The 24,530-nt window shown below is 55.0% G+C and carries 32 protein-coding genes; 6 read left to right on the top strand and 26 right to left on the bottom strand.

Features of this window, described 5'->3' with window-relative positions:
• Positions 1-32: 32 nt before the first annotated feature.
• From potD to potA, 4 genes are read right to left on the bottom strand one after another with little or no spacing between them, the layout of a single operon-like run.
• Positions 33-1,079 (bottom strand): spermidine/putrescine ABC transporter substrate-binding protein PotD, encoded by a 1,047-nt coding sequence (potD, locus tag OHJ17_RS15750; RefSeq protein ID WP_004140590.1) that lies wholly within the window; start codon positions 1,077-1,079, stop codon positions 33-35.
• Positions 1,076-1,861 carry a spermidine/putrescine ABC transporter permease PotC gene (gene potC, locus OHJ17_RS15745; RefSeq protein WP_004150813.1) on the bottom strand — a complete coding sequence of 262 codons (786 nt, stop codon included), beginning with the start codon at positions 1,859-1,861 and terminating at the stop codon, positions 1,076-1,078. The genes potD and potC overlap by 4 nt, the downstream gene beginning before the upstream one ends.
• The gene (gene potB / locus OHJ17_RS15740; RefSeq protein WP_004150812.1) at positions 1,858-2,715 is read right to left on the bottom strand and encodes a spermidine/putrescine ABC transporter permease PotB; all 858 of its coding nucleotides are present in this window, start codon (positions 2,713-2,715) and stop codon (positions 1,858-1,860) included. Before potB ends, potC begins: the two co-directional genes overlap by 4 nt.
• Positions 2,699-3,835 carry a spermidine/putrescine ABC transporter ATP-binding protein PotA gene (potA, locus tag OHJ17_RS15735; protein WP_004147966.1) on the bottom strand — a complete coding sequence of 379 codons (1,137 nt, stop codon included), beginning with the start codon at positions 3,833-3,835 and terminating at the stop codon, positions 2,699-2,701. The genes potB and potA overlap by 17 nt, the downstream gene beginning before the upstream one ends.
• Before the next feature lie 258 nt (positions 3,836-4,093).
• Between potA and pepT the strand changes: the two genes are divergently transcribed.
• Complete coding sequence (gene pepT / locus OHJ17_RS15730) at positions 4,094-5,326, top strand: peptidase T (protein WP_004150810.1); 1,233 nt, start codon at positions 4,094-4,096, stop codon at positions 5,324-5,326.
• A 139-nt stretch (positions 5,327-5,465) separates the two neighbouring features.
• Here the strand turns inward: pepT and OHJ17_RS15725 are convergent, their stop codons facing one another.
• The 3 genes from OHJ17_RS15725 to phoP all read right to left on the bottom strand — a co-directional run bounded on the left by OHJ17_RS15725 (position 5,466) and on the right by phoP (position 8,810).
• The gene (locus tag OHJ17_RS15725) at positions 5,466-6,587 is read right to left on the bottom strand and encodes a ribosomal protein uL16 3-hydroxylase (protein ID WP_032432894.1); all 1,122 of its coding nucleotides are present in this window, start codon (positions 6,585-6,587) and stop codon (positions 5,466-5,468) included.
• A gap of 85 nt (positions 6,588-6,672) precedes the next feature.
• A complete protein-coding gene (gene phoQ / locus OHJ17_RS15720) occupies positions 6,673-8,139 on the bottom strand; it encodes a two-component system sensor histidine kinase PhoQ (RefSeq protein ID WP_004147969.1) in 1,467 nt (488 codons plus the stop codon).
• A complete protein-coding gene (gene phoP, locus OHJ17_RS15715) occupies positions 8,139-8,810 on the bottom strand; it encodes a two-component system response regulator PhoP (protein WP_004150807.1) in 672 nt (223 codons plus the stop codon). The genes phoQ and phoP overlap by 1 nt, the downstream gene beginning before the upstream one ends.
• A gap of 282 nt (positions 8,811-9,092) precedes the next feature.
• On the opposite strand from phoP, the gene OHJ17_RS15710 reads away from it, so the two are divergent.
• Positions 9,093-9,899, top strand: coding sequence for an AraC family transcriptional regulator (locus tag OHJ17_RS15710; protein WP_004179353.1), 807 nt, complete (start codon positions 9,093-9,095; stop codon positions 9,897-9,899).
• Between the two features lie 83 nt (positions 9,900-9,982).
• On the top strand, positions 9,983-10,345 hold the full coding sequence (locus OHJ17_RS15705; RefSeq protein WP_004213084.1) for a cupin domain-containing protein: 363 nt from the start codon (positions 9,983-9,985) through the stop codon (positions 10,343-10,345).
• 54 nt (positions 10,346-10,399) lie between these two features.
• Here the strand turns inward: OHJ17_RS15705 and purB are convergent, their stop codons facing one another.
• The 5 genes from purB to rluE are packed head-to-tail and all read right to left on the bottom strand — an operon-like array spanning position 10,400 to position 14,759.
• Positions 10,400-11,770 carry an adenylosuccinate lyase gene (purB, locus tag OHJ17_RS15700; RefSeq protein ID WP_004176557.1) on the bottom strand — a complete coding sequence of 457 codons (1,371 nt, stop codon included), beginning with the start codon at positions 11,768-11,770 and terminating at the stop codon, positions 10,400-10,402.
• 3 nt (positions 11,771-11,773) lie between these two features.
• Complete coding sequence (hflD, locus tag OHJ17_RS15695) at positions 11,774-12,415, bottom strand: high frequency lysogenization protein HflD (protein WP_004140557.1); 642 nt, start codon at positions 12,413-12,415, stop codon at positions 11,774-11,776.
• Between the two features lie 54 nt (positions 12,416-12,469).
• Positions 12,470-13,576 carry a tRNA 2-thiouridine(34) synthase MnmA gene (gene mnmA / locus OHJ17_RS15690; RefSeq protein ID WP_267302394.1) on the bottom strand — a complete coding sequence of 369 codons (1,107 nt, stop codon included), beginning with the start codon at positions 13,574-13,576 and terminating at the stop codon, positions 12,470-12,472.
• Between the two features lie 56 nt (positions 13,577-13,632).
• The gene (locus OHJ17_RS15685) at positions 13,633-14,091 is read right to left on the bottom strand and encodes an NUDIX hydrolase (RefSeq protein ID WP_004150802.1); all 459 of its coding nucleotides are present in this window, start codon (positions 14,089-14,091) and stop codon (positions 13,633-13,635) included.
• 17 nt (positions 14,092-14,108) lie between these two features.
• Complete coding sequence (rluE, locus tag OHJ17_RS15680; RefSeq protein ID WP_004150801.1) at positions 14,109-14,759, bottom strand: 23S rRNA pseudouridine(2457) synthase RluE; 651 nt, start codon at positions 14,757-14,759, stop codon at positions 14,109-14,111.
• A 240-nt stretch (positions 14,760-14,999) separates the two neighbouring features.
• Between rluE and icd the strand changes: the two genes are divergently transcribed.
• Complete coding sequence (gene icd / locus OHJ17_RS15675) at positions 15,000-16,250, top strand: NADP-dependent isocitrate dehydrogenase (RefSeq protein ID WP_004150800.1); 1,251 nt, start codon at positions 15,000-15,002, stop codon at positions 16,248-16,250.
• Positions 16,251-16,361: 111 nt separating this feature from the next.
• Here the strand turns inward: icd and OHJ17_RS15670 are convergent, their stop codons facing one another.
• From OHJ17_RS15670 to OHJ17_RS15610, 13 genes are all read right to left on the bottom strand, one after another.
• Complete coding sequence (locus OHJ17_RS15670; protein ID WP_000741346.1) at positions 16,362-17,504, bottom strand: site-specific integrase; 1,143 nt, start codon at positions 17,502-17,504, stop codon at positions 16,362-16,364.
• Complete coding sequence (locus tag OHJ17_RS15665; protein ID WP_000089156.1) at positions 17,494-17,730, bottom strand: excisionase; 237 nt, start codon at positions 17,728-17,730, stop codon at positions 17,494-17,496. Before OHJ17_RS15665 ends, OHJ17_RS15670 begins: the two co-directional genes overlap by 11 nt.
• Positions 17,731-18,030: 300 nt before the next feature.
• Positions 18,031-18,249, bottom strand: coding sequence for a hypothetical protein (locus OHJ17_RS15660; RefSeq protein WP_023284952.1), 219 nt, complete (start codon positions 18,247-18,249; stop codon positions 18,031-18,033).
• On the bottom strand, positions 18,242-18,688 hold the full coding sequence (locus OHJ17_RS15655; protein WP_023284953.1) for a hypothetical protein: 447 nt from the start codon (positions 18,686-18,688) through the stop codon (positions 18,242-18,244). The genes OHJ17_RS15660 and OHJ17_RS15655 overlap by 8 nt, the downstream gene beginning before the upstream one ends.
• 11 nt (positions 18,689-18,699) lie before the next feature.
• Entirely contained in the window at positions 18,700-18,966 is a 267-nt protein-coding gene (locus OHJ17_RS15650) for a hypothetical protein (protein WP_029497324.1), read from the bottom strand.
• Positions 18,963-19,415 carry an ead/Ea22-like family protein gene (locus tag OHJ17_RS15645; RefSeq protein WP_167875335.1) on the bottom strand — a complete coding sequence of 151 codons (453 nt, stop codon included), beginning with the start codon at positions 19,413-19,415 and terminating at the stop codon, positions 18,963-18,965. The genes OHJ17_RS15650 and OHJ17_RS15645 overlap by 4 nt, the downstream gene beginning before the upstream one ends.
• Positions 19,412-19,954: a hypothetical protein gene (locus tag OHJ17_RS15640; protein WP_021312729.1), complete on the bottom strand. Its 543-nt coding sequence runs from the start codon at positions 19,952-19,954 to the stop codon at positions 19,412-19,414. Before OHJ17_RS15640 ends, OHJ17_RS15645 begins: the two co-directional genes overlap by 4 nt.
• The gene (locus tag OHJ17_RS15635) at positions 19,951-20,433 is read right to left on the bottom strand and encodes a class I SAM-dependent methyltransferase (protein ID WP_114505240.1); all 483 of its coding nucleotides are present in this window, start codon (positions 20,431-20,433) and stop codon (positions 19,951-19,953) included. The genes OHJ17_RS15640 and OHJ17_RS15635 overlap by 4 nt, the downstream gene beginning before the upstream one ends.
• On the bottom strand, positions 20,426-20,770 hold the full coding sequence (locus OHJ17_RS15630; protein ID WP_114507894.1) for a hypothetical protein: 345 nt from the start codon (positions 20,768-20,770) through the stop codon (positions 20,426-20,428). The genes OHJ17_RS15635 and OHJ17_RS15630 overlap by 8 nt, the downstream gene beginning before the upstream one ends.
• The gene (locus OHJ17_RS15625) at positions 20,767-20,901 is read right to left on the bottom strand and encodes a hypothetical protein (protein ID WP_004213353.1); all 135 of its coding nucleotides are present in this window, start codon (positions 20,899-20,901) and stop codon (positions 20,767-20,769) included. The genes OHJ17_RS15630 and OHJ17_RS15625 overlap by 4 nt, the downstream gene beginning before the upstream one ends.
• Entirely contained in the window at positions 20,898-21,683 is a 786-nt protein-coding gene (locus tag OHJ17_RS15620; protein WP_114507895.1) for a ParB/RepB/Spo0J family partition protein, read from the bottom strand. Before OHJ17_RS15620 ends, OHJ17_RS15625 begins: the two co-directional genes overlap by 4 nt.
• A complete protein-coding gene (locus OHJ17_RS15615; protein WP_021313641.1) occupies positions 21,683-21,982 on the bottom strand; it encodes a hypothetical protein in 300 nt (99 codons plus the stop codon). Before OHJ17_RS15615 ends, OHJ17_RS15620 begins: the two co-directional genes overlap by 1 nt.
• Before the next feature lie 527 nt (positions 21,983-22,509).
• Complete coding sequence (locus tag OHJ17_RS15610) at positions 22,510-23,169, bottom strand: LexA family protein (protein ID WP_016530207.1); 660 nt, start codon at positions 23,167-23,169, stop codon at positions 22,510-22,512.
• Positions 23,170-23,261: 92 nt separating this feature from the next.
• Here OHJ17_RS15610 and OHJ17_RS15605 point away from each other — a divergent pair, with 92 nt between their 5' ends.
• Complete coding sequence (locus tag OHJ17_RS15605) at positions 23,262-23,459, top strand: Cro/CI family transcriptional regulator (RefSeq protein ID WP_016530206.1); 198 nt, start codon at positions 23,262-23,264, stop codon at positions 23,457-23,459.
• A gap of 145 nt (positions 23,460-23,604) precedes the next feature.
• On the opposite strand, the gene OHJ17_RS15600 is transcribed toward OHJ17_RS15605, so the two are convergent.
• Positions 23,605-23,928, bottom strand: coding sequence for a hypothetical protein (locus tag OHJ17_RS15600; RefSeq protein WP_032429376.1), 324 nt, complete (start codon positions 23,926-23,928; stop codon positions 23,605-23,607).
• Between the two features lie 58 nt (positions 23,929-23,986).
• On the opposite strand from OHJ17_RS15600, the gene OHJ17_RS15595 reads away from it, so the two are divergent.
• Positions 23,987-24,454 carry a YmfL family putative regulatory protein gene (locus OHJ17_RS15595; RefSeq protein WP_023149828.1) on the top strand — a complete coding sequence of 156 codons (468 nt, stop codon included), beginning with the start codon at positions 23,987-23,989 and terminating at the stop codon, positions 24,452-24,454.
• The last annotated feature ends 76 nt before the right edge of the window (positions 24,455-24,530 follow it).

The following is a 24,530-nucleotide window of genomic DNA, read 5'->3' as shown; positions in this document are numbered from 1 at the left end:
AAAGGGCGGAACCGCGGTTCCGCCCTGCGGGATTAACGGCCCGCTTTCAGCTTCTGGTAATACTCTTCATAAATGGCGCTGGCGCTGCCGACGTCATTCTGCCATTCGCCTTTCTCAATGGTTGCGGCGTCCGGATAGAGCGATTTATCGTTGGCCACTGCCGGGCTGAGCATCTTGCGCGCCGCAAGGTTCGGCGTCGGATAACCGATGGTTTCAGCGACCTGTTTGGCGACATCCGGGCGCAGCAGGAAGTTAATCAGCTTCAGCGCGCCGTCGACGTTTTTGGCGTTCGCCGGGATCGACAGGCTGTCCATCCAGAAGATGCCGCCTTCTTTCGGCCAGATCACTTCCAGCGGGGTACCGGCCTGGCGGGCGACGTAAGCCGAGCCGTTCCATACCATCCCGAGGTTCACTTCGCCTTCCATATACGGGTTCGCCGGGTTATCAGAGTTAAACGCTGCGACGTTGGGCATCAGCTTTTTCAGCTCGTTATAGGCGGCTTCAATCTCTTTCGGGTCGGTGGTGTTGCCGGAATAGCCCAGCTTACGCAGCGCCATCTGGAACACTTCGCGCGCGTCGTCGGTCAGCAGCAGGCTGCTTTTGTATTCCGGCTTCCACAGGTCGGCCCAGCTGGTGATAGTTTTCGGGTCAATCGCCTCGCTGTTGACGCCGATGGCCGTCGCCCCCCAGATATAGGGGATGGAGTAGTCGTTATTCGGATCGAACGGTTTATTCAGCATCTGCGGATCGAGGTTGCTGAAGTTAGTCAGCTTGCTCTTATCGATCTTCTGCAGCATACCTTCTTTGCGCATCTTGTCGACAAAGTAGGTCGACGGGACGACCAGGTCGTACGCGCCGTCTTTATAGGTTTTGAGCTTGGCGTACATGGTTTCGTTCGACTCGTAGGTCGAATAGATAACCTTGATGCCGGTCTCTTTGGTGAACTGCTCCAGCAGGCCCGGCGGCACATACTCGGTCCAGTTATAGAAATAGAGCGTTTTGCTATCGTCCGCGTGCGCAGCGCCCATGCCGATTGCCAGAGCGCTCGCCGCGAGCAGGTGGCGTGACCATTTTTTCATTTTAACGTCCCCTGAGTTTTATCACGTGCAATTAACTGACTGGCGATGACCATCACCAGCGACAGAACCAACAAAATCGTGGCCAGGGCGTTCACCTCTGGCGAAACGCCAACCTTGACCATCGAATAGATCTTCAGTGGCAGGATTTCATACCCCGGACCGGTCACGAACGAGGAGACTACCACGTCATCCATCGACAAGGTGAAGCTCAGCAACCACCCAGCGGCTACCGCCGGCAGGGCCAGCGGCAGGATAATTTTGCGCAGGATGGTCATCTCGCTGGCGCCCAGATCTTTCGCCGCCTCCAGCATCCGCACGTCAAAGCCTTTCAGGCGGGAGTAAACGGTGACCACCACAAACGGCAGGCAGAAGGTGATATGCGAAAACAGCAGCGACCAGAAACCAAGCTGGACGCCGATCAGCATAAACAGCACCAGCAGAGAGATGGCCATCACAATATCTGGCGACATCATCACCACAAACAGCATGCCGCTGACAAACGGTTTGCCGCGAAAGCGGTAACGGTACAGCGCCACGGCGGTCAGCGAGCCGATAAGGGTGGCGAAGGTCGCCGACAGCACCGCCATGGTCAGCGAGTGCTGGGCGGCCTGCAGCAGGCTATCGTTGTTCATCAGCAGGCTATACCAGTCGGTGGTGAACCCCTGCCAGTTGATGCCGAAGCGCGACCGGTTAAACGAGTTAACGATCAGAATAATAATAGGGATGTAGAGATACGCGTAGATGGCGGTCATAAAGCCGCCGCGCAGCAGTCGACCGATCATTCCAGCTCCACCTTTTTATTCAGCAGGCGCGCCGCGCGCCAGTAAATCAACAGCATCAGGCCCATCACCAGGGTTAAGGTAATGCTGGTTGCCGCGCCGAACGGCCAGTCACGGATATTGAGGAACTGGCTTTTGATCACGTTGCCGATCAGCAGGTTCTTGGCGCCGCCCATCAGGTCGGAAACGTAGAACAACCCCATCGCCGGCAGCATCACCAGCAGACAGCCGGCGATGATCCCCGGCATGGTCAGCGGGATGATAATGCGGATAAAGGTCTGCAGCTTGCTGGCGCCGAGATCTTTCGCCGCTTCCAGCAGCGGGCGATCCAGTTTCTCAATGCTGGAGTAGAGCGGCATCACCATAAACGGCAGCAGGATGTACACCAGGCCGATGATCACCGCCGAGGGGGTGAACATAATGCGTATCGGGGTGTCGATCACCCCCAGCCACAGCAGAAACTCGTTCAGGTAACCTTTAGTGCTGAGGAAAATCTTCAGCCCGTAGATGCGGATCAACGAGTTGGTCCAAAAAGGGACGATCAGCAGGAACAGCAGCAGGGGCCGTACCTTCTGCGGCAGCCGGGCGAGGAACCACGCAAACGGATAGCCCAGCGCCAGGCAGGCGAGGGTCGCCAGCAGCGCCATGTTTAGCGAATGCAGCAGAACGTCATAATAGAGCGGATCCAGTAGCCGCGAATAGTTATCCAGCGTGAAGACCAGTTTGACGAAGTTGGCATCGTCGCGGGTCAAAAAGCTGGTGGCGATGATCATCAGGTTGGGCAGGAAGACAAACAGCACCAGCCAACCGACGATAGTGGCGATCACCACATTCTGGAATTTACTGGTGTTCTTCATCGGCCAGCACCACCTCCCAGCTTTCCACCCAATTGATAGACATTTTCTGGTCAAGAGAGTGGTCGAAATCCGGGTCGTCTTCGTTAAAGAACTCGCTGACCATCACCATTTTGCCGTTCTCCAGTTCCACCACCGACTCCAGAGTCATGCCTTTATAGTTGCGCTCGCGGACATAGCCGATCAGGCCATCGGCGTCGCTGTTATGGTGGATCTCGTCGACGCGCAGATCTTCCGGGCGCAGCAGGACATGCAGACGCTGGCCGGCCTCCACGGCAAAATTGACGGTGATGTTGCATTCCCGTCCTTCAACGCGGGCGCGCACGCGCTGTTCGTCGAGACGTTCAATTACCGTGGCGTCAAAGATATTGATCTCGCCGATAAAGCTGGCGACAAACAGGTTCTTCGGCTCTTCGTAGATCTCTCGCGGGGTGCCGTCCTGTTCGATTTTGCCATCACGCATCACCACGATGCGATCGGACATGGTCAGAGCCTCTTCCTGATCGTGGGTGACGAAGACGAAGGTGATCCCGAGCTTACGCTGCAGCGCTTTCAGTTCGTTCTGCATCTGCTTGCGCAGCTTGTAATCCAGTGCCGAAAGAGACTCATCGAGCAGCAGCAGACGCGGTTTGTTGACCACCGCGCGGGCGATGGCCACGCGCTGCTGCTGGCCGCCGGAGAGCTGGTGCGGTTTGCGCTGGGCAAACGCCTCCAGCTGCACCATCTTTAAGGCATCCATCACCCGTGGGGTGATTTCCGCCGCCGGTGTTTTCTGCATCCGCAGGCCAAAGGCGACGTTCTCGAACACCGTCATATGCGGAAACAGGGCGTAGCTTTGGAATACGGTATTGACGTGGCGGTTTTCCGCCGGAACATGAGTGATATCGTGATCTTCGAGATGGATCCGTCCGCTGTCGACGTTTTCCAGGCCGGCAATAAGGCGCAGAACGGTGGTTTTACCGCAGCCAGAGGGGCCAAGCAGAGTGAGAAACTCACCATTGTTGATGGTCAGGTTAAGGTTGTCGATGACCGTTTTACCATCAAAGCTCTTGCGAATTCCCGCCAGATGCACCAGCGGCGAACGCGAACGCGGTTGTATATTCAATTTTTGACTCTGTCCCATGTAGACGCAACGGCAAATTTCCGGCCGCTGCGGGGTTTGTGATTAACCACCTTTGGGGTTGCACGTTTTTAATAAGGGCCAGCATTCTACGGCAAACGAGGGTAATCGCCAATCCTTGATACGCCCGCATAGTCTACCTTTACACCATAACGTCGGTTCCGTTATTAAATTTCGCTTTACGGGCTAAAAATGACCTGACGCAATATTTGTCTTTTCTGGCTTATGAATAATGTTGTCACAAAAGAAGAGGGTGGCTACATGGATAAATTGCTTGAGCGTTTTTTGCAGTACGTTTCTTTGGACACGCAGTCAAAGCCTGGCGTTCGTCAGGTCCCCAGCACGGAAGGGCAGTGGAAGCTGTTACGCCTGTTGCAGGCGCAGCTGGAAGAAATGGGACTGGTCAAGGTAACGCTGAGTGAAAAAGGGACGGTAATGGGAACTTTGCCCGCTAACGTTGAGGGCGATATCCCGGCCATCGGTTTTATCTCCCACGTCGACACCTCCCCGGATTTCAGTGGTAAAAACGTTAATCCGCAGATTGTTGAAAACTATCGCGGCGGCGATATCGCGCTGGGTATCGGCGATGAGGTGCTCTCCCCGGTGATGTTCCCGGTTCTGCATCAGCTTTTGGGACAGACGCTGATCACCACCGACGGGAAAACGCTGCTCGGGGCGGACGACAAAGCCGGCATTGCCGAAATTATGACCGCGCTGGCGACCCTGCAGGCGAAAAATATTCCTCATGGCGATATCCGCGTGGCCTTCACCCCTGATGAAGAGGTGGGTAAAGGGGCGAAGCATTTCGACGTCGAGGCCTTTGACGCCCGCTGGGCCTATACCGTCGACGGCGGCGGGGTCGGCGAACTGGAGTTTGAAAACTTCAACGCCGCCTCGGTGACGATTAAAATTGTCGGTAATAACGTGCACCCCGGCACCGCGAAAGGGGTGATGGTCAACGCGCTGTCGCTGGCCGCGCGCATTCATGCCGAAGTGCCGGCCGATGAAGCGCCGGAGACCACTGAAGGCTATGAAGGTTTTTATCACCTCACCAGCATGAAAGGCAGCGTCGATCGGGCCGAGATGCATTACATCATCCGCGATTTTGACCGTAAGCACTTCGAGGCGCGCAAGCGCAAGATGATGGAGATCGCCAAAAAGGTCGGCAAGGGACTGCACCCGGACTGTTATATTGAGCTGGTGATCGAGGACAGTTATTACAACATGCATGAGCAGGTGATCGCCCATCCGCACGTGGTCGATATTGCCCGCCAGGCGATGGTGGACTGCGATATTGAACCGCAGATGAAGCCGATCCGCGGCGGCACCGACGGCGCGCAGCTCTCATTTATGGGACTGCCATGCCCAAACCTGTTTACCGGTGGCTACAACTATCACGGCAAACATGAGTTTGTCACCCTGGAAGGAATGGAGAAAGCGGTGCAGGTGATCGTGCGTATCGCCGAGCTGACGGCGGCACGCAAAGGGCATTAATCTTCTCAGGCGGCCCGGTAAGGCCGCGTGTCGGACAAGATGCCGGATGGCGGCTTCGCCTTATCCGGCCTACGGTCCAGCCGGTGAGCGCGGGACCCGTAGGCCCGGCAAGCGCAGCGCCGCCGGGCAGGATGATGGCTCAGTCGCCAAAGAACCAGTAGCCGCTGTTGACCAGCGCTGCCAGCATGGCGAGGAAAGAAGGATCTTCCAGCGCATCGCCAAAATGGTCGGCGCGCAGCGTCAGATGGGTGGCTAAGGCGTCCAGCGCCGGACGGTGCGGGGAGTTGATCTTCTCGCCGTTAACGAATATCTCGCCGTCAATGCGCAGCACCCGCAGGCCGCCCAGGCGTTCCAGGGTATCGCCCTGCTGCAGGGCATCGTAAATCTCATCTGGCTGATACGGCGGCTCCGGCGGCGCGACGTCGAGCTCATGACGCGACTGGGTGATAAACTCGCCGAACCACTGCTTAAAGTGCTCCGGTTGGTTAATCAGACCCAGCATCATCTCGCGCAGGCGGTCGAGTTCGGTCGGTAAAATATCCGCCGGATGGTCGCGGGACGGCACGTCCGGATCGGCGTAGCGCTGGCTGCCCAGTTCGCGCTGAAGGACATAGTCGGCAAAGCCGCTAAACAGCTCGCGGGCATTCGGCGCGCGATAGCCGACCGAATAGTTAAGCGAGTTTTCCAGCGAATAACCCTCATGCGGGAATCCCGGCGGAATATAGAGAATATCGCCAGGCTCCATCTCTTCATCGATGATCGCCTCGAAGGGGTCAACCTGCAGCAGGTCCGGATGCGGGCAGTGCTGTTTCATCGGCACCTTTTCCCCAACGCGCCAGCGCCGACGGCCGGTGCCCTGAATGATAAACACATCATACTGATCCAGATGCGGGCCGACGCCGCCTCCCGGCACCGAGAAGGAGATCATCAGGTCGTCGATACGCCAGTCCGGCAGAGCACGGAACGGATGCATCAGCGCTGCGGACGGTTCATGCCAGTGGTTAACCGCCTGCACCAGCAGGGACCAGTTGTTTTCGCTCAGGTGATCGTAGCTTTCGAAAGGACCGTGACTGACCTGCCATTTTCCATCCTGATGGCTGACAAGGCGGCTATCGACCTCGCTCTCCATGGCCAGTCCTGCCAGTTCGTCCGGGCTTAGGGGGTCGATAAAATTGGCGAAGCCGCGCTTCAATACCACCGGCCGTTTTTGCCAGTAGCGTTCGATAAAGTCGGGCCAGTTAAGCGTTAATTGATAATCCATATTGATATTCCACTGCAGGTGTCTGACAGGGATTATAACGGATGCGGCGCCCTGGCGATGCAGGCGCCGTGAAAAATCTCAACGATTAACTCTGTTTATCTTCCATCTGCTGGCGGCCAAACACCACCTCCATGCAGGCGCCGCCGAGCAGGCTTTCCCCGGCGATGATCTCTCCATCATATTGTTCGACAATTTCACGCGCAACGGAGAGCCCTACCCCCTGGCCGGGACGCAGGGTATCAGCCCGCTGGCCGCGGTCGAAAACGGCCCGGCGCTGGCTCTGCGGGATCCCCGGCCCATCGTCTTCCACCAGGATGTGCAGATGGCTGTCGGTGGTCTGGCGCACGGAAACTTCCACAAACTCCAGACAATACTTACAGGCGTTATCAAGAACGTTACCCATCACTTCCATAAAATCGTTCTGCTCGCCGACAAAAGTGATCTCCGGCGAGATGTCGAGCGAGATATTGACCCCTTTGCGCTGATAGACCTTGTTGAGAGCGGAAGTCAGGCTGTCAAGCAGGGGGGCGATCGGGTGTAATTCCCGGCTCAAGAGGGTGCCGCCGCTGCGCATGCTGGCGCGATGCAGGTAATAACCAATCTGCTGCGAGATGCGGCTTATCTGCTCCAGCATCACCGGCTCCGCCTCGTCGACGCTGATCTTCTCGCCGCGCAGCGAGCGCAGTGTACTCTGCATCACCGCCAGCGGCGTTTTCAGACTGTGAGTGAGATCGGTGAGGGTAGTGCGGTATTTGTCATAGCGTTCGCGCTCGCTGCGAACCAGGCGGTTGAGGTTGCTGACCAGCCGGGTCAGCTCGCGAGTGGTGTTGGGATTGAGCTTTTCGCGGTGATGTTCCTCCAGTTCGCGCACCTCTTTGGCCAGCGACTCAATGGGCCGCAGGCTCCACCAGGCGGCGACCCACAGCAGGGGGATCACCAGCAGCAGGTTGGCGGCCAGCACATAGACAAACCAGCTCCACACCATATAGCTGCGCTTGAGCTCCACCGGAATGGTGTCGACCACCACAATGCTGAGCTGAGGCATTTTGCTGGTGGCCGGGTAGAGGTTGATCGCCACCGAGTGGGTCATCTCAGAGTCGTCGCCCTGTTCGCGGATAGCGTCCAGCTGTTCCTGAATCTCATGGTTATTGCGCAACAGCATACTGCTGCTGTCGACATCGGCTTCAATCTCATGGAAGCCATTGCGTTTCAGCCATTCCGGTTGAATGCGTTTCGCCAGCCAGGGAACATCACGCTGCGCCCACAGCAGTTTGCCCTGCTCATCGTAGATAAGGGTCACCGTCGGGCTTTCCATATTCAGGTTTTCCGGGATGTCGACGTCAATAGCGCCGTTTTCCCATCTCGCCAGCATATAAAAGAGATTGCTCTCGCCGCGCAGCAGGCGAAAGGTGGTTTTATCGAAGCTAACGCTATAGCCCACCAGGGCCACCATGCCGTAGGCCAGGGAGAGCACCAGCACCACCCCGGCGGTCGCCAGCAGGAAGCGAACCCGTAATGACAGCGGGAAGATATGCCGCAACAGTCCCTTCATCAGCGCAATTCGAACAGATAGCCCTGGCCGCGCACCGTGGTGATGACGTCCTGTGGGTATTCAGCCTGAATTTTCTTGCGCAGCCGACCCATCAGCACGTCGATGGTGTGGCTTTCTCGCAGTTCGGCATCCGGGTAAAGCTGGAGCATCAGCGAATCTTTGCTGACCACTTTGCCGCGGTTACGGATCAGGGTTTCCATAATGGTGTATTCAAAGGCGGTCAGCTTGATCGGCTGGTCATTCACCGACAGCTCGCGCCGGGAGAGGTCGACCTGGAACGGCGGCAGGGAGATCACCTGCGAGGCCAGGCCGCTGTTACGGCGCAGCAGCGCCTGCATGCGGGCGGCAACCTCTTCAATATGGAAAGGCTTGGTGACGTAATCATCCGCCCCGGCGCTCAGCACTTCCACTTTATCCTGCCATCCTTCGCGGGCGGTCAGCACCAGCACCGGCAGCGACACGTCGTGGCTGCGCCAGCGGCGGATCAGTGATAAACCGTCTTCATCCGGCAGGCCGAGATCGACGATGGCGATATCCGGGAGATGTTCGCCCAGATAGTAGTCCGCTTCCCTGGCATCTTCCGCCGCATCGACCTGATGGCCCAGCTCCTGCAGCTGAACTTTGAGGTGGTGACGCAGCAGGGCATTATCCTCAACCACGAGTACGCGCATGGCTGTTCTCCCTAGCATTTTCGATAGTAGTCTGACGCTCATTATATACGCAAAATATAAACGGCTGTTAAATAAAGCTTTTTATAAAAAGGGCCCCTGGTGCCCCGGGCTGGCCAGCATTCGGCGGCGCCCTTTGCGCATACTGCATGGAACTCCTTCATTCTATGCGTAATTTCAGTAAACGCCCAGCGGCAGGATGCGAACGGCGAGCGGGTTGGTGATGTTAATTTTTTGTGTAATAGTGCTGGAATCACCCCTCAAGAACGTCGCAGGTTATCCATTATGTCTCAGCAGCAGAGCGCGGACTGGGTCAGGCTGGCGCAATCGCCCAGCCGGACGGAACGCATCGAAGCCTTCTTCGGCGGCCACGGCTATGAGCCGCACCGGCATGATACCTACGCCATCGGCCAGACGATCGCCGGCGTGCAGAGCTTTCACTATCGCGGCGGACTCCAGCACAGCCTGCCCGGCGGAACGATGGTGCTTCATCCGGACGAAATACACGATGGCGAGGCGGGCACCGAGGCGGGGTTTCACTACCGTATGGTTTATATCGAACCGGCGCTGATCCAGAAGATACTCGGCGGCAGGCCACTACCGTTTATCCCCGACGGCTTGTCGGCGGATCCACGGCTACGTCGCGCCGCGCAGCCGCTGTTGAAAGCGGTCACGGATACCTTCGAGCCGCTGGAGGAAGAGGATGCTCTGTACGACCTGGCGCAGACCCTGGCCGTTGTCGGCGGCCAACGTTCCCGTCGCCAGGCGTTTGATTATCAGGCGGCGGAGAGGGCCCGGGAGTATATTCATGCCTGTTTTATGCAGGATATGACCCTCGACACCCTGTCGCAGGTCAGCGGCCGGGACCGCTGGAGCCTGAGCCGGGATTTCAGAACGCTGTACGGCACCAGCCCGTGGCGCTACGTCATGATGCGCCGGCTCGATTTTTGCCGCCAGCGGATGCGCGCCGGGGAACGTCTGGTGGATATTGCCGCCGACGCGGGCTTTGCCGATCAGAGCCACATGACGCGCCAGTTTATCAGCCGCTTTGGTCTCTCTCCGGGCCGCTGGCTGCGGGCGATCCGCGGCTAGCGCGGTTCAGGTTGCACAATCGTTCAAGCGTGACCGCGGCGAGGCGAACTATGCTGACTGCCTTTATCATAAGGAGACAGCCCATGTTTCAACTCGTTAATCTTGCTCATAAATTTTCCCTGTTCAGCGAACAATGGCAGCCCAAAGTGGTGGCTGAGATGAACGACTATCAGTTCAAGGTCGTACGCATCGCCGGCGACTTTATCTGGCACAGCCACCCGGAAACCGATGAGACATTGATGGTGGTGGAGGGGGTATTGCGCGTGGACTTCCGCGACGGGCATGTGCTGGTGAAGGCCGGGGAGATGATCGTCGTGCCGCGCGGGGTGGAACATAAGACCTCGGCGGAGACGGAAGCGAAGCTGATGCTGATTGAGCCGCGCGGGGTGTTGAATACCGGCCACGAGGGCGGCGAGCGGACGGCGGTGAACGACGTTTGGATCTGATCGCTTTCCGGCGATAAAACGCCCCTCTTTCCGGCGGAAAGAGGGGCAGGGCGATTACTTCAGCTCGTCAACCATGGTGGTTGCCCGACCGATATAGTTGGCCGGGGTCATCGCTTTGAGACGCACTTTTTCCTCTTCCGGCAGGGCGAGGCTGTCAATAAACTGCTTCATCCCTTCCGCGTCCACGCGTTTGCCGCGGGTCAGCTCTTTCAGCTTCTCGTAAGGTTTTTCGATACCGTAACGACGCATCACGGTCTGGATCGGCTCAGCCAGTACTTCCCAGTTGTGATCCAGTTCGTCCAGCAGGCGATCCTGGTTCAGCTCCAGCTTGCTGATCCCTTTGAGGGTGGACTGATAGGCGATCAGCGCATAGCCGATGCCCACGCCGAGGTTACGCAGAACGGTGGAGTCGGTCAGGTCGCGCTGCCAGCGGGAAACCGGCAGTTTGCTGGCCAGGTGCTGCATGACCGCATTGGCCAGGCCGAGGTTGCCTTCGGAGTTTTCGAAGTCAATTGGGTTCACCTTGTGCGGCATGGTGGAGGAGCCGATTTCCCCGGCGATGGTCTTCTGTTTGAAGTGGTTGAGCGCGATATAGCCCCACACGTCGCGATCGAAGTCGATCAGAATGGTGTTGAAGCGCGCGATGCAGTCAAACAGCTCAGCGATATAGTCATGCGGCTCGATCTGCGTGGTGTACGGGTTCCACTGAATACCCAGCGAGGTAACGAACTCTTCGCTGAACTGATGCCAGTCGACTTCCGGGTAGGCGGCGATGTGGGCGTTGTAGTTACCCACCGCGCCGTTGATTTTACCGAGGATTTCCACCTGGTTCAGCTGACGATACTGCCGCTCCATACGGTAGGCGACGTTCGCCATCTCTTTACCCATGGTGGACGGCGTTGCCGGCTGGCCGTGGGTACGGGAGAGCAGCGGCACATCGCGGTACTGGGTCGCCAGATCTTTTACCGCGTCAATCAGTTTGCGCCAGTAAGGCAGAACCACTTCGTCGCGGGCGGTTTTCAGCATCAGCGCGTGGGAGAGGTTATTGATGTCTTCAGACGTACAGGCGAAGTGAATAAACTCTGATACCGCGTGCAGCTCGGCGACGTCAGCGACTTTCTCTTTCAGGAAATACTCTACCGCTTTCACGTCGTGGTTAGTGGTGCGCTCGATGGTTTTGATGCGCTCCGCGTCTTCAACGCTGAAATCGGCGACGATTTTATCAAGGAAACCGTTTGCGTCGGCAGCAAAAGCAGGAACTTCCTTGATCGCTGCGTGGGCGGCCAGTTTTTGCAGCCAACGTACTTCCACCTGAACGCGGAATTTCAGCAAACCGAATTCGCTGAAGATACCGCGCAGCGCGCTGACTTTATCGCCGTAGCGGCCGTCTACAGGGGAAACGGCGGTCAGTGAGGATAATTCCATAGATCACAACTCCGGGGTTAAATGAGCAAGAATTTGCTTTGCCTGGTTAACCAGACGATTACGGGAAAACATAAGCTGCAGACGTCCGCCGCCCACCTGATGCCAGAGCACCGCGGCGCGAATACCCGCCAGCAGCGCTGAGCGAACTTTCGCCTGCACCTGCGGGCTTTGCAGCACGGCAGGGGAGCCGGTCACCTGAATACGCGGCCCCAGCGGGCTTATCACATCGACATAGATGCCCGCCATGGCGCTGAGCAGCGTTTCGGACTGCAGGTCAAAGTGTTCCAGCTGACGGTGCAGGCCGGCGATGCGGTTGCCGAGCGTGTCCATCGCCCCTTTACTGGCGGCGAGCTTGCGCTCCAGCACCATCAGGCTCAGGGTATAGCGGGTGAGTTCCGCATTGAGGCCCTGACGGCTGCTGGTATTGAGCACCCCGAGCAGCGTTTCAAGACCGAGGCGAAGATTGGCTTCACTGCCACCGAACACCGCCAGCGTCGACTCAGGATCGAGGTCGATGATGCTGTTCAGCGACACATGCAGGGCATCGCTGTCGCAATGTCCCTGATGCGCCAGTTGCTGAACCAGTCGCGCCGCCTGGCAAACGCCAGCCAGCGCCAGGGTGATGTCATAGTAATTCTTCGCCACACATACTCCTTGTCAGCCGCCAGGGCGGTTCGTCCCGGCGGAAATAACGCGCGTTCAGGACTGCAGAGGCAGTCGTTGTTCAATAATTCCGCCGCCGAGGCACACTTCCCCTAAATAGAACACTGCGGACTGGCCCGGGGTCACCGCCGCGACCGGCTCATCGAAGCGGACTTCGATACGGTCTTCATCCAGCGCGGTAACGGTGCAGGGGATATCGGTCTGGCGATAGCGGGTTTTCACCGTGCAGCGCAGGGTGCCCTGCAGCGGTTCACGGTTTACCCAGTGCAGCTGTTGGGCAATCAGACCGACGGACATCAGGCGCGGGTGGTCATGGCCCTGGGCGACGATAAGAATATTATTCTCAACGTCTTTATCGACCACGTACCATGGATCTTCGCTACCCTCTTTGGTGCCGCCGATACCCAGCCCTTTACGCTGGCCCAGGGTGTGGTACATCAGCCCCTGATGAGTACCGATCTCCTCGCCGTCGACGGTGAGGATTTTGCCCGGCTGCGCCGGCAGATAGCGGCCAAGGAAATCGCGGAATTTACGCTCGCCGATAAAGCAGATGCCGGTGGAATCTTTTTTCTTCGCGGTGATCAGATCCAGCTCTTCGGCGATCTTACGCACCTGCGGTTTTTCCAGTTCACCCACCGGGAACAGGCTCTGGGCAATCTGTTCGTGGCTAAGGGTGTAGAGGAAGTAGCTCTGATCTTTGTTGCCGTCGAGTCCGCGCAGCAGCTGGCTTTTACCGTCGACATCGGCGCGGCGCACATAGTGCCCGGTGGCGATGTAGTCGGCGCCGAGGTCTTCGGCAGCAAACCCGAGGAAGGCTTTAAATTTGATCTCTTTATTGCACAGAATATCCGGGTTCGGCGTGCGGCCGGCTTTGTACTCTTCCAGGAAGAGCTCAAAGACGTTATCCCAATATTCGGCGGCAAAGTTAACGGTGTGCAGTTCAATGCCCAGCTTATCGCAGACCGCTTGCGCATCGGCAAGGTCGGCGGCGGCGGTGCAGTATTCCTCGCCGTCGTCTTCCTCCCAGTTCTTCATGAACAGGCCTTCCACCTTATACCCTTGCTGCAGCAGCAGGTACGCGGAGACCGAGGAGTCGACGCCGCCGGACATGCCGACGATCACTTTTTTCTGGCTTTCTGACATGGAAATACTCGCTACATTGAACTTCGAGGCGGCGTATTCTAGCACGCGCTCACCGTTCATTCACCCCCTGTGAACGGCCAGTTAAATGCGCCAATCAGCGACAGCGGCTGCCGCGGGTCCTGCAGGTAGCAGCGAATGCTTTCGGCAACCAGCGGCGAGCGCAGGTTCGGCGCGTTAAGAATTTCCTCAGCACTGAGCCACAGGCAGCGATCGATATCGCTGTCGTGCGGTTCAGTGGCACACAGATCGCTAAGTTCGATGGCGAACAGGAAGCGCAGAAACGGCGTGTTATCGGGAGCCAGCCACTGATGCATGCGGATGAAGTGCTGCGGCGTGGCGCGAATGCCGGTCTCTTCCCACAGTTCACGTTCGGCGGCCTGCAGCAGCGTTTCATTGGCCTCGAGATGGCCGGCCGGCTGGTTCCACAGCGCTTTGCCGTTAATGGTCTCTTCGACGATGAGAAATTTATCCTGGGCGTGAACCACGCAGGCAACGGTGACATGAGGTTTAAACATCGCTTTTCCTTTTTCAGTTATTCGGCTTTGCGCCAGTCGCCGTTGGCCAGTCCGTCGAGGGTATAGCCGCCCATGGCGTAGCGGATCAGCCGCAGGGTGGGGAAGCCGACGTGGGCGGTCATCCGGCGCACCTGGCGGTTGCGTCCCTCGTAGAGCGTGATTTTCAACCAGCGGGTGGGAATCGATTTGCGCTCACGAATCGGCGGGTTGCGCGGCCACAGCCAGACGGGCTCCTCGACAAGTTCTACGCCGGCAGGCAGGGTGGGGCCGTCGTTAAGGGTGACGCCGTCGCGCAAGGCGGTCAGCGCCTCGGGCGTGGGTTCGCCTTCCACCTGAACATAGTAGATCTTGCCGGTGCGCTTACCCGGCTGGGTCAGCTTCGCCTGCAGCGCGCCGTCGTTGGTCAGCACCAGCAGGCCTTCGCTGTCGCGATCGAGCCGACCTGCGGCGTAGACGCCCGCCACCGGAATAAAATCTTTTAGCGTGCTGCGCCCGGCTTCATCGGTAAATTGCGGCAACACATCATAGGGTTTATTGAACAAGATCACAGTTTTTGGCTGGCGTTCTTTACGTTGTCTGGTGACTTGTTGTGTGCTGAATCGCTCAACGCGATGTTTTCTAAATGAAGTTTTCTGCATGGTATTTTCAGGCTTTATCAATTGCCGCATTATAGCCTAATTACGAATGCCTTTCATGGACGCAAACATTCAGGTAGTATTGACATGCTCATTACAAATTATTAACAAAAAATTGCTCAAACCGATTCGCACTACAGGCAGGAAGGCGACACGGACGCGCTAGCTCCGGTTAGCGGGAAGACCCGGTACGCCGAAGCTGGCCGACTCAGCCAACACCAGGCTCGCGTGAAGAGGGAAGAGCAGAACCAGAAGCGCTCGAAGGAGAGGTTAATGGAAAGCAAAGTAGTAGTTCCGGCGGAAGGTCAAAAAATCACCCTGCAAAACGGCAAACTGAACGTCCCTCACAATCCGATTATCCCGTTCATTGAAGGTGACGGTATCGGCGTTGACGTTACCCCAGCGATGCTGAAAGTGGTTGATGCCGCCGTTGAGAAAGCCTATAAGGGCGAGCGTAAAATTTCCTGGATGGAAGTTTACACCGGTGAGAAATCAACCCACGTCTATGGCCAGGACGTCTGGCTGCCAGCTGAAACCCTCGATCTGATTCGTGACTACCGCGTTGCTATCAAAGGTCCTCTGACCACCCCAGTCGGCGGCGGCATTCGTTCTCTGAACGTGGCGCTGCGCCAGGAGCTGGACCTCTACGTCTGCCTGCGTCCGGTACGTTACTACCAGGGCACCCCGAGCCCGGTTAAACACCCGGAACTGACCGACATGGTTATCTTCCGTGAAAACTCAGAAGATATCTATGCGGGTATCGAGTGGAAAGCCGACTCTGCGGAAGCAGACAAAGTCATCAAATTCCTGCGCGATGAGATGGGTGTGAAGAAAATTCGCTTCCCGGAACATTGCGGCATCGGCATCAAGCCGTGCTCTGAAGAAGGCACCAAACGCCTGGTGCGCGCCGCGATTGAATACGCGATCACCAACGATCGTGATTCCGTCACTCTGGTGCACAAAGGCAACATCATGAAGTTCACCGAAGGCGCGTTCAAAGACTGGGGCTACCAGCTGGCTCGCGAAGAGTTCGGCGGCGAGCTGATCGACGGCGGTCCTTGGGTGAAAATCAAGAACCCGAACACCGGCAAAGAGATCGTGGTGAAAGACGTGATCGCCGATGCGTTCCTGCAGCAGATCCTGCTGCGTCCGGCGGAATACGACGTTATCGCCTGTATGAACCTGAACGGCGACTATATCTCTGACGCCCTGGCGGCGCAGGTTGGCGGTATCGGTATCGCCCCGGGCGCCAACATCGGCGACGAGTGCGCGCTGTTCGAAGCGACTCACGGTACTGCGCCGAAGTATGCCGGCCAGGACAAAGTGAACCCGGGCTCCATCATCCTGTCCGCAGAGATGATGCTGCGCCACATGCAGTGGTTCGAAGCCGCAGACCTGATTGTCAAAGGCATGGAAGGCGCTATCGCCGCCAAGACCGTGACCTATGACTTCGAACGTCTGATGGAAGGCGCTAAGCTGCTGAAATGTTCAGAGTTTGGCGACGCGATTATCGCGAACATGTAATCCCGTTGGTGGATTAAGTAAAAGCGGGAGCCGATGGGCTCCCGTTTTTTTGGAGTGTGCGGAGGCTTCCCCAAAACTTCCCCAAAATTCTTCCCCAAAACTGATTGAAGATCATACTGCTTTTTTACCAACAATGATCCACTCTTTACCGCGGTCATCATTGTATCTGTCAGTCATTTTCATTGTTTTGTGGCCCAATAGTTTCTGGGTGTCTATCCCTTGCTCACGATACAAGCGCTCGGAAAGTGATCTCTGTTCATGGAAAGTCGGAGCTGTTCCCTCTTCCCAGGTTAGACCGCTTTTATCCCGTGCTTTCTTGAACGTTGAAGTAAGTGTCTTGGCTGACACTTGGTCACCACGACTAGCCTGTGAGGTGCTATGGCGAAAATGAACAAGGTATTTACTCACCACAGCATCTCTACATTTTGAAATAACATCACTCAGAGTAATATTTAACGCTTCATTTCTGAGAGAAAGGGGAATGGCTAATCGAGTTCCTGTTTTCTCCTGCTCAATATGCAGCATATCATCCCATACATCCGAAAACTTCATATTGCAAATATCTCCTAGGCGTTGCCCTGTTACAATGGCAAGCAACATTCCACATTGTAAATAAGGTTGTTGTTGTTCGGCGGATGTATAAATAGCCTTCCATTCCTCCAGAGATAGCCTTTGTCTGCTTATCTTGTTTCGTGGCTGTTTCGTTGCTTGGGCAGGGTTGTATCCTGGCGGAACGTGACCAGCATGTTGAGCCTCCTTAAAAACATCTATTAGTACCATGCGTACAACTTGAGCCATCCTGTTATGACCCTCTGCCTTAACAGCATCTGTTATTTCGGAAATATCAAGTGCTGTAATATCTTTTAGATATTGCATTCCACAATGTTCCCGAAAAAGACGGATTGGTTTAGCTTTCTGTCGAAAAGAGTTTGGGCGCAGCTCGTTGTGTTTCAATCTTTCCTCCTGCACCAATTCATATTTGTCGAGCCATGAAGAAACTGTAATATCCGTGCGGTTTCCTTTCATGCGAGCTAGGCGCTCGTTAATACCAAGGATCTGCCTGGTTCGCTGCTCTGCAATAATAGTATTTGCTTCACTTGCCACCTGCTTTGCTTCAGCTTCGTCCGTGCCGAGGCTGTGAAAACGACCAGATATCGGGTGTTTGTATTGCCAGTAAACCTTTCCGGTACGTTTATCAAGTTTGCAATATAGGTTTGGAATAGTGATTTTATGGGTACGCGGTCTAGCTGCCATCGCTAATTATCCGTCTCAGTTTTGGGTTAACATTTATTGGAAGTTGCGGTTCAGCAACTACACCTATAAAACGAGCTTCTTTGTCAACCATCCAGCGCCGTCCGACTCTCATCGGTGGTGGCGCTATCATCTGACCTTTAGCGTATTTTTTTAATACTCGCTCGCTAGGGGCTTCACTGCCGAATTCATCTTTCGCCCATTCGAGTAAAGAGACCATACGTGACATTTCTTCTCCACATACCGGCTGCACCCGGTTATCGAACGTTATAAGCACATGACGAGCAACCACCACGAATCCCGTCATTACATCTTCTGCATAGCTGGTGGTCTCGATCATCCTTATCTGTTTCGTACATCTTCAGTTTGGCAATCACCGTTTTAGATTCTGGGAGAATCTGTTTGCGAAGGTTTGCAACTTCATCGGCTAATTCCATAAGACGGCAATGAAGGTCCTTTGCTTCATCCTTATACCAGGCTAAATCATCCCGCATACGCCTCCATCGCCGACGCTTTAATTTACTTGGCATCAGTCATCATCCTCATCATCGTCGTCATCGCAGGATGCGAGCAATGGATTCATTCGCCGCCCTACCTGGCAGGCGTACCCGCGGCGACCGAGGTTGTGTAGCACGCTGTAGATTTCGAACATTTCGGTTCGCTCATCACCAATATCAAGCTCACAGGCCAGCGCGTGGCATTCAGTAGCGAGCGCCGATATCTTCTGAAGCAATTCGACTCTATTCACCTTTCACCTCCTGCGGGGCGGCTGCGAGCATGGCGGCGCGGCATAGTTTCCAGCCAAGGATAATTGCCCCACGTCGATAAGTGGTATCGCGACTATTGCCCTTTGGTAGAAGGTGCTCTGGCGCTTCCTCCGGGACCATCTGCACTATCGGCACCGGCTGCGCGTGGCGATAGAGCGGCAGTACAGCCACATCTCCATCTTTTGCGACAAATTCTGCCCGGCATTTATCGTTTGTGACATGCCATTGCTCACGATAGTGCCATGTCCACGCCACCGGCTCGCCGTCCATTGCGGCCAGAGCCAGTTCAGCAAGCTGCAGGTCAGCCAATATTTCTTCGCGTGCGCTTTCGAATGCTGTCTGTCGTGATGCCATTTTCAGCGCTTTGACGTTTTCACGAGCGCGTTCGTGAAGCTGCTCTCTGGTTATTTTGCTGGTCATTGGTTGGCTCCTTATCCTGCCGTGCTCAGTACGGCAGAAGGAAAGTAAATATTGGCGTCGATCTCAGCGTCGGCGTCACGAACCGCAATACACCAATCTGGCGAACGGCGTGTGTCTAACAAGCGATCGATATCTTTCTCTTTGCGCAGGTCGTATACCATCACGTTAGGATCGCCAATGGTGTAGAAGCCGAACTTTTCCGGCGATGGGCAGCGCGCCAGAACCGCGTTAACTTCATCGAACCATGCGGATTCTTTTTTGGTTAATTTGGTGGTCATACATCCGCCCCACATCTTCCGCAGCGCTCTTGGCCGCTCATGTCGTAGTAGGTAGCACCATCGTGCTTGCAGTCTGTCCATTTAGACAGATCAGACTCGAGTTCCTCGATACGCTGCTGTGCCTTCTCCAGTGCCTCTACCAGCGCGAGAACGTTGGCAAGGTTAGCCAGGGCGATGAATTCGGCGTTACGCTGCGCCGTCTCATCCCATGCCACATGCCCCTCGCCGTCGTATTCCTCACAGATGCAGGCGGCGTCACTGTTGAGCGAATCAAAGAGGGTTTGCCCGTCAGAGCCATAAATTGCGTATGAGGTGAATCCCTCCACGCAGTCATCGCCAGACCCGTAGCATCCTTCATTTTTAACTTCGTCGGCCCACCATTCGCCCGGAGTCGCTTTCTCTGCAGCGGCCTTCATACGCTGCGCCAGTTCGGTGATATCAGTTGTCATGCTGCACGCTCCATTTCTACCAGCCCGACACGAACCGCATTCAGGATACGATCGAGGTATTGATATTTCGGATTGGGTACAGACGGCCATCCGGCATACCAGGGGTCGTCGCCAAACAATTTCAAAAGTTTGTCCCCAACGATAAAATCACAGCAGTTCGCCTTCACATCCTCCGCATTTTCGGCCTCTGTCCACATTTCACGGGCATCACCCTTATCAATTTCATGTTCGCGGCGAAGCTTGATGATTTGCGATTTAACGAATTCAAGGTTGGCGTCGTTATCATCGTCAACCGAGCTTTCAAGCCGGGGAGCTAAACACCCGATCAGATAGTCATTGCTGACACGCTTAATGAACGCCTGAACAGTGTCACCGCCCATCGCAAACCATGCGCCAGTCCATGCTTGGCCGTAGCAGGTGACAGTAATTCTTCCCTTTCCTGGCTCATAGTTTTCAATCATCACCCGCACAGGGTCTAAACGTTCAGCGCCGGTAATGGTGAAAGACAGAACATCCATTTTTTCGATAGTGATGCTCATTTGTTGGCCCCCTTCACGAAAATTACCCAGTGCGTTTTGTCCGCTTTCCCTGTGCGTTGCCAGATAGCCGGCTTCTCGTCAGTGAGCGCCAGGATCTGGCTAACCGGTATCTGGGTTTCATTCCATTTGAAGATGAGTACGCCGTGTGGCCGCAGCACTCTGAACGCTTCTTTGAAACCCGCACGCAGGTCATCGCGCCAGGTGTCTTTGTTCAGGCGACCGTATTTCTTACCCATCCAGGCGTTTTCGCCAACTCTTTCAAGATGCGGCGGGTCAAACACGACAATGGGGAAAGAGGCGTCAGCGAACGGCAGCGCGCGGAAGTCGGCGATAATGTCCGGGCTGATAACCAGGCTGCGCCCGTCGCACAGTGTGTGCTGCTCGGAGCGAATGTCGGCGAACACTGCACGCGGGTCCTGTTTGTCGAACCAGAACATGCGGGAGCCACAGCACATGTCGAGAATGGTTTGCTCAGTCATTCCAGGCCTCCAGCTCGTTCTCGATCTCTTCGTCTATTTCGTCATTGGTAGCGTCTTCGTCCAGGTAGTCACGCGCCTCTTTCAGGTACTGTTCATGGCGCTCCCGATACCAGACCGAAAATTCTGGTGTCCAGCCGTTCGGCTCACCGTCATAGTCAACCTTGGCGTTACGTTCAGCCATGCTCTCGACCATGCTGTAAGCGGTGGTAAGCGCCGCTTCGCGGATATACCCACGAAGGTCACGCTTGCGCCAGTACGGATTGCGCTTTGAGTCGCAGAATGGTTTAAATTCAACTTCCCAGCGGCGGATGCAACGTGCGTTCAGTGATTTACTCATGCTGCCCACCATTCAATAAACATGCAGATACCAACGGTTACTACGGCAATCAGCACCCAGCAGATCACATCTAACAGGGCGGCGAACCGACGCAGGGTGTATTTGCTGTAATTCTCAGGTTCAAAATTCATTGCGCCTCCCCAAGCACCCAACGGAGTGCGCTCGCATACTCACCCCCGGCAGATTCCAGGGCTTTAGTAATTTCTTTGCGGGTTTTCAGGCGCGGCTTTACATCACCGAGGATCTGACGCTGACGCCGGGCTTTTTCATGGCCGGTTGTGCCAGCAGTTGCCGCTTCGATTTCAGAGACCTTCTCCCGCTGCTCTTCGGGTTTAAGAGATGCCAGCTGACGCGCCTGGGTAACGGTAACTGTGCCAGCCTCTACCGCTTCCCTGACGGCCTGAGTGGCATCGAGAAGGGAGAGCGTTGCACGAACGGTCTGAACGCTGCAGCCAAACAACACAGCAATGTCGTCCTCATCGAGCCCGCGGTCGAGCGCATCTGACATTTTTTTAGCCCGGCCAAGCGGCGTATCAGGTCGGCGAATTTCGTTTTCGCTTACCATGTATTTAGCCATCTGATTTGCTGATCCGCGCTTAACGACCCCAGGAACAAGCAGTGGGGCTTTGCCCTCTTTCAAAAGAAGCTTATTTGCCTCCAGGGTATGTTTTACGCGCTGACGGCCTACAACTACGCAGGTGAGCCCCGTTTCAGGGTCTTTCCAGACGATGATAGGTTCCAGTACACCCAGCTCTTTGATGTTCAGAATCATTCCTTCGTCGATAGGAAGGTGGATCCGTTCATCGTAAAGCGGGTGTGTTTTGTCGGTAACCAGATGCAGGCTTTCAGGTTCGAACGTTAAAACGTTCGTTTTGCCGCTGGCGCCGTATACAATCTTTGAGTCTTTAGCCATTAGAGAGCCTCCACGTTACGGAAGCTGGTAGGGCAAATTGCTTTCAAGTCGCGCATTGCTTCGAGGACATGCAGATTTGTGCGCTTCTTGGTGTGTCGCTCGGTCAGACGATCACACTCTTTCGCCCAGGATTTGACCTCTGCGAGAAGGGCGTCACGTTCGGTGCGCGTCTGGCGCAGGGCTACATTCGACACATCGAGGACGGTAGCCAGTTCCCTGATGATTGCTGCCTGTTCTGGTGGCATAGTTTTGGCTATTTCGTACGCCTGTTTAATCAGTTGTTTTGCTGTCTTAGCCATCTTTTGTTCTCCATCTGACGCGCTGCAACGCGTAAATTTAGGGTGCAGCAACCCAACCCATGAGAGTGGGTGAATAGCTGGTTAAAATTTCTTGCTGATGGGGGACCGCCACTGCAATGGCGGTACGTTAGTTCTCCACACAACGAAAAGAGCACTGATACGATTAGCTATTGCGTTCGGATCGGCTTACGGCTTGTGTGTTTGCCCGTTCACCGCCAATGCTCTCATCTGTTATGTCCCGGACTCTTCCCGGGCGTCACACCTTTTCGCCGCGCTGGTGGGGCGCACGTCGCTTGCACATTCCGGTTGTTCTGAGAGGCATGGATAAAGGGACTCTCAGGCCGCTGCGGCACATGTGCCATATGCCGTAATGCTCACTACCACACCAGAGTATGTAACTACCGGTACTCGTGGTGTGATTTAAATGTACCTTTAGTTACCAATATGGTCAAGAGAGCTATGTACTTTTTGTTACCTGTGGATTGAAAAAAAAGCCAGAAGGAGATCTGGCTTTAGAAATGAGTAACTTAAATGTTTTGGGTAATCTGAACCACTTTACCAACAATCCGGCAATTACCATCTATCGGGATGGGTTTAAAGGCAGGGTTAAGTGGCATCAAGTATGCGAAAGGGCTATCCCATACCAGCTTTTTAACGGTAGCTTCAGCAGAGCCGTCGAGTATTGCCACTACAATTTTTCCGTAAAGGTCATCCAATTGACCATAGTGCGGTTCAACAATAACGATCGATCCTTCTGGGATGGATGGCAGACCATGAGGGTTAGTCATAGACTCCCCGCGAACTACCAGTCCGAATGCTTCATTAGAAACGTTTGCAGTGGTTTGCGTCCATGAAATCACATCAGAAAGCCTTGAGCATGCATAAGTATCAGTCCACATCCCAGCTTGAACAGCGGAGATAATAGGAACTGCCGTGGGTGGCTTAAGGAACGGAATAACTTTTGTATCATCCGGCGTTTCCTCACCTCGACCGTAAAGAATCCATTCTGGAGTTGTCTGCAGCGCCACCGCCAGCTGATGGAGATTCTCACCATCAGGTTTAGTAGTGCCGCTCTCCCATTTTGTTACGGAAACACGGCTTACCCCCAAGCGTTTAGCTAGGGTCTGCTGTGTTATGTCGAGCTGGACTCGACGGGATCTTATTCGGTCTTTCATCTCTGTTTTCATGTAACCAATGTTACATGGATTCCTTGTAACTGTTGTTTGCTATTTAATGTACCTTTTGTTACCTTTAAAGCGTAAGTTAACCAGGAGGAACCATGCGTAAATCAGAAGTTATCGAACACTTCGGAGGCGTATCAAAAACCGCAAGTGTTCTTGGTATTTCCCACCCGGCAGTTTGCCGATGGGGTGAAGTCATCCCTCAAAAACAAGCATTCGTCATCGAACGAATTACGAAAGGCAAGCTGAAGTACGACGCCAGCCTTTACCAAAAGGCTACAGATTCAGCTGCTTGAAAGTAACTACAAATCGAATTTTAAAGGGGTAGGTGTGACAAAAAAAATTGAATCAGAGGTGATAAAGCGGTTGCAAGCGCTCAACCCTGAAACGGTAAGGCTGGATGAAATGAATCGAGTAGTGACTCTGATCGGGTGGACCTTATCAGAAAAACTTCCAGACACCTATAGCGATAAGAACAAAGGCAAGGATATCGAACACGACTCCGATTCGCTTGGGATTTCTCGGGTAACCAGAAATGGTTGCTGTAACCCGACCGAGGCCGTCGTACTGGAGCATTTCCTGGTAGGGGTGGTTAATCCACTCACCAATGCCCCAAAAAAAGACGCCAAGGGAAACCAGTGCTGTAGGGCCAGGAGGATATGCAGAAAGAACTCCAGTACCGTTCAGCAGAAAAACGAATGCACCAGCGACAATCAAAACTTTGTACCAGTAGTCCAGAGTCAATTTAGACAAAGGGTTATTCATTTAATACACCGGCTGTTCCGTGGGCTAAGAAAGTGATTTTAAGCGAAGGGTTATCAACATGGTAGAACAAAAGCAAAGTTTGAAAGATGTAGTCAAGGCTATGTGTAAGTCCATACATGGTGGGCGTGAGGCTATGGCTGGCGCGCTAGGCATGACCTTAACGCAGTTCAATAACAACCTTTATGAGAAAAATGGTTGTCGTTTCTTCGAAGTCAGCGAACTGGAAGCGATGGAGGACATTTCCAACACGTCGTTACTGGCTGACTACTTCGCTCGCCGTCGTGGTGCTCTGCTGGTGGATGTTCCGCACCTGGAAGAACTGGACCGCGTGGACTTATTTAGCCGGGCAATGCGTACCTCTGCCGCCAGGGGGCAGGTTGATCAGATTATCGAACAGGCGCTTGAAGATGGCGTTATTGAAAGGCACGAGGCCGAAGAAATCATGGTGCATCACCGCCGTCACCTGGCAGCTCGTGAAGAAGAGATTGCCGCAATCATCACGCTTTTTTCACGCAAAAAGAAGTGACGCCAGCGAGTTGCAGCTCCTGGCGTCGTGGCGTGTCGTTATCAGTGGAGATTACTAACGCATGAACAGTTTATCA

The organism is Klebsiella sp. KP20-425-1 (assembly GCF_025813515.1).
Lineage (GTDB): Bacteria > Pseudomonadota > Gammaproteobacteria > Enterobacterales > Enterobacteriaceae > Klebsiella > Klebsiella pneumoniae.
This window is presented reverse-complemented; position numbering and strand designations above follow the sequence as displayed.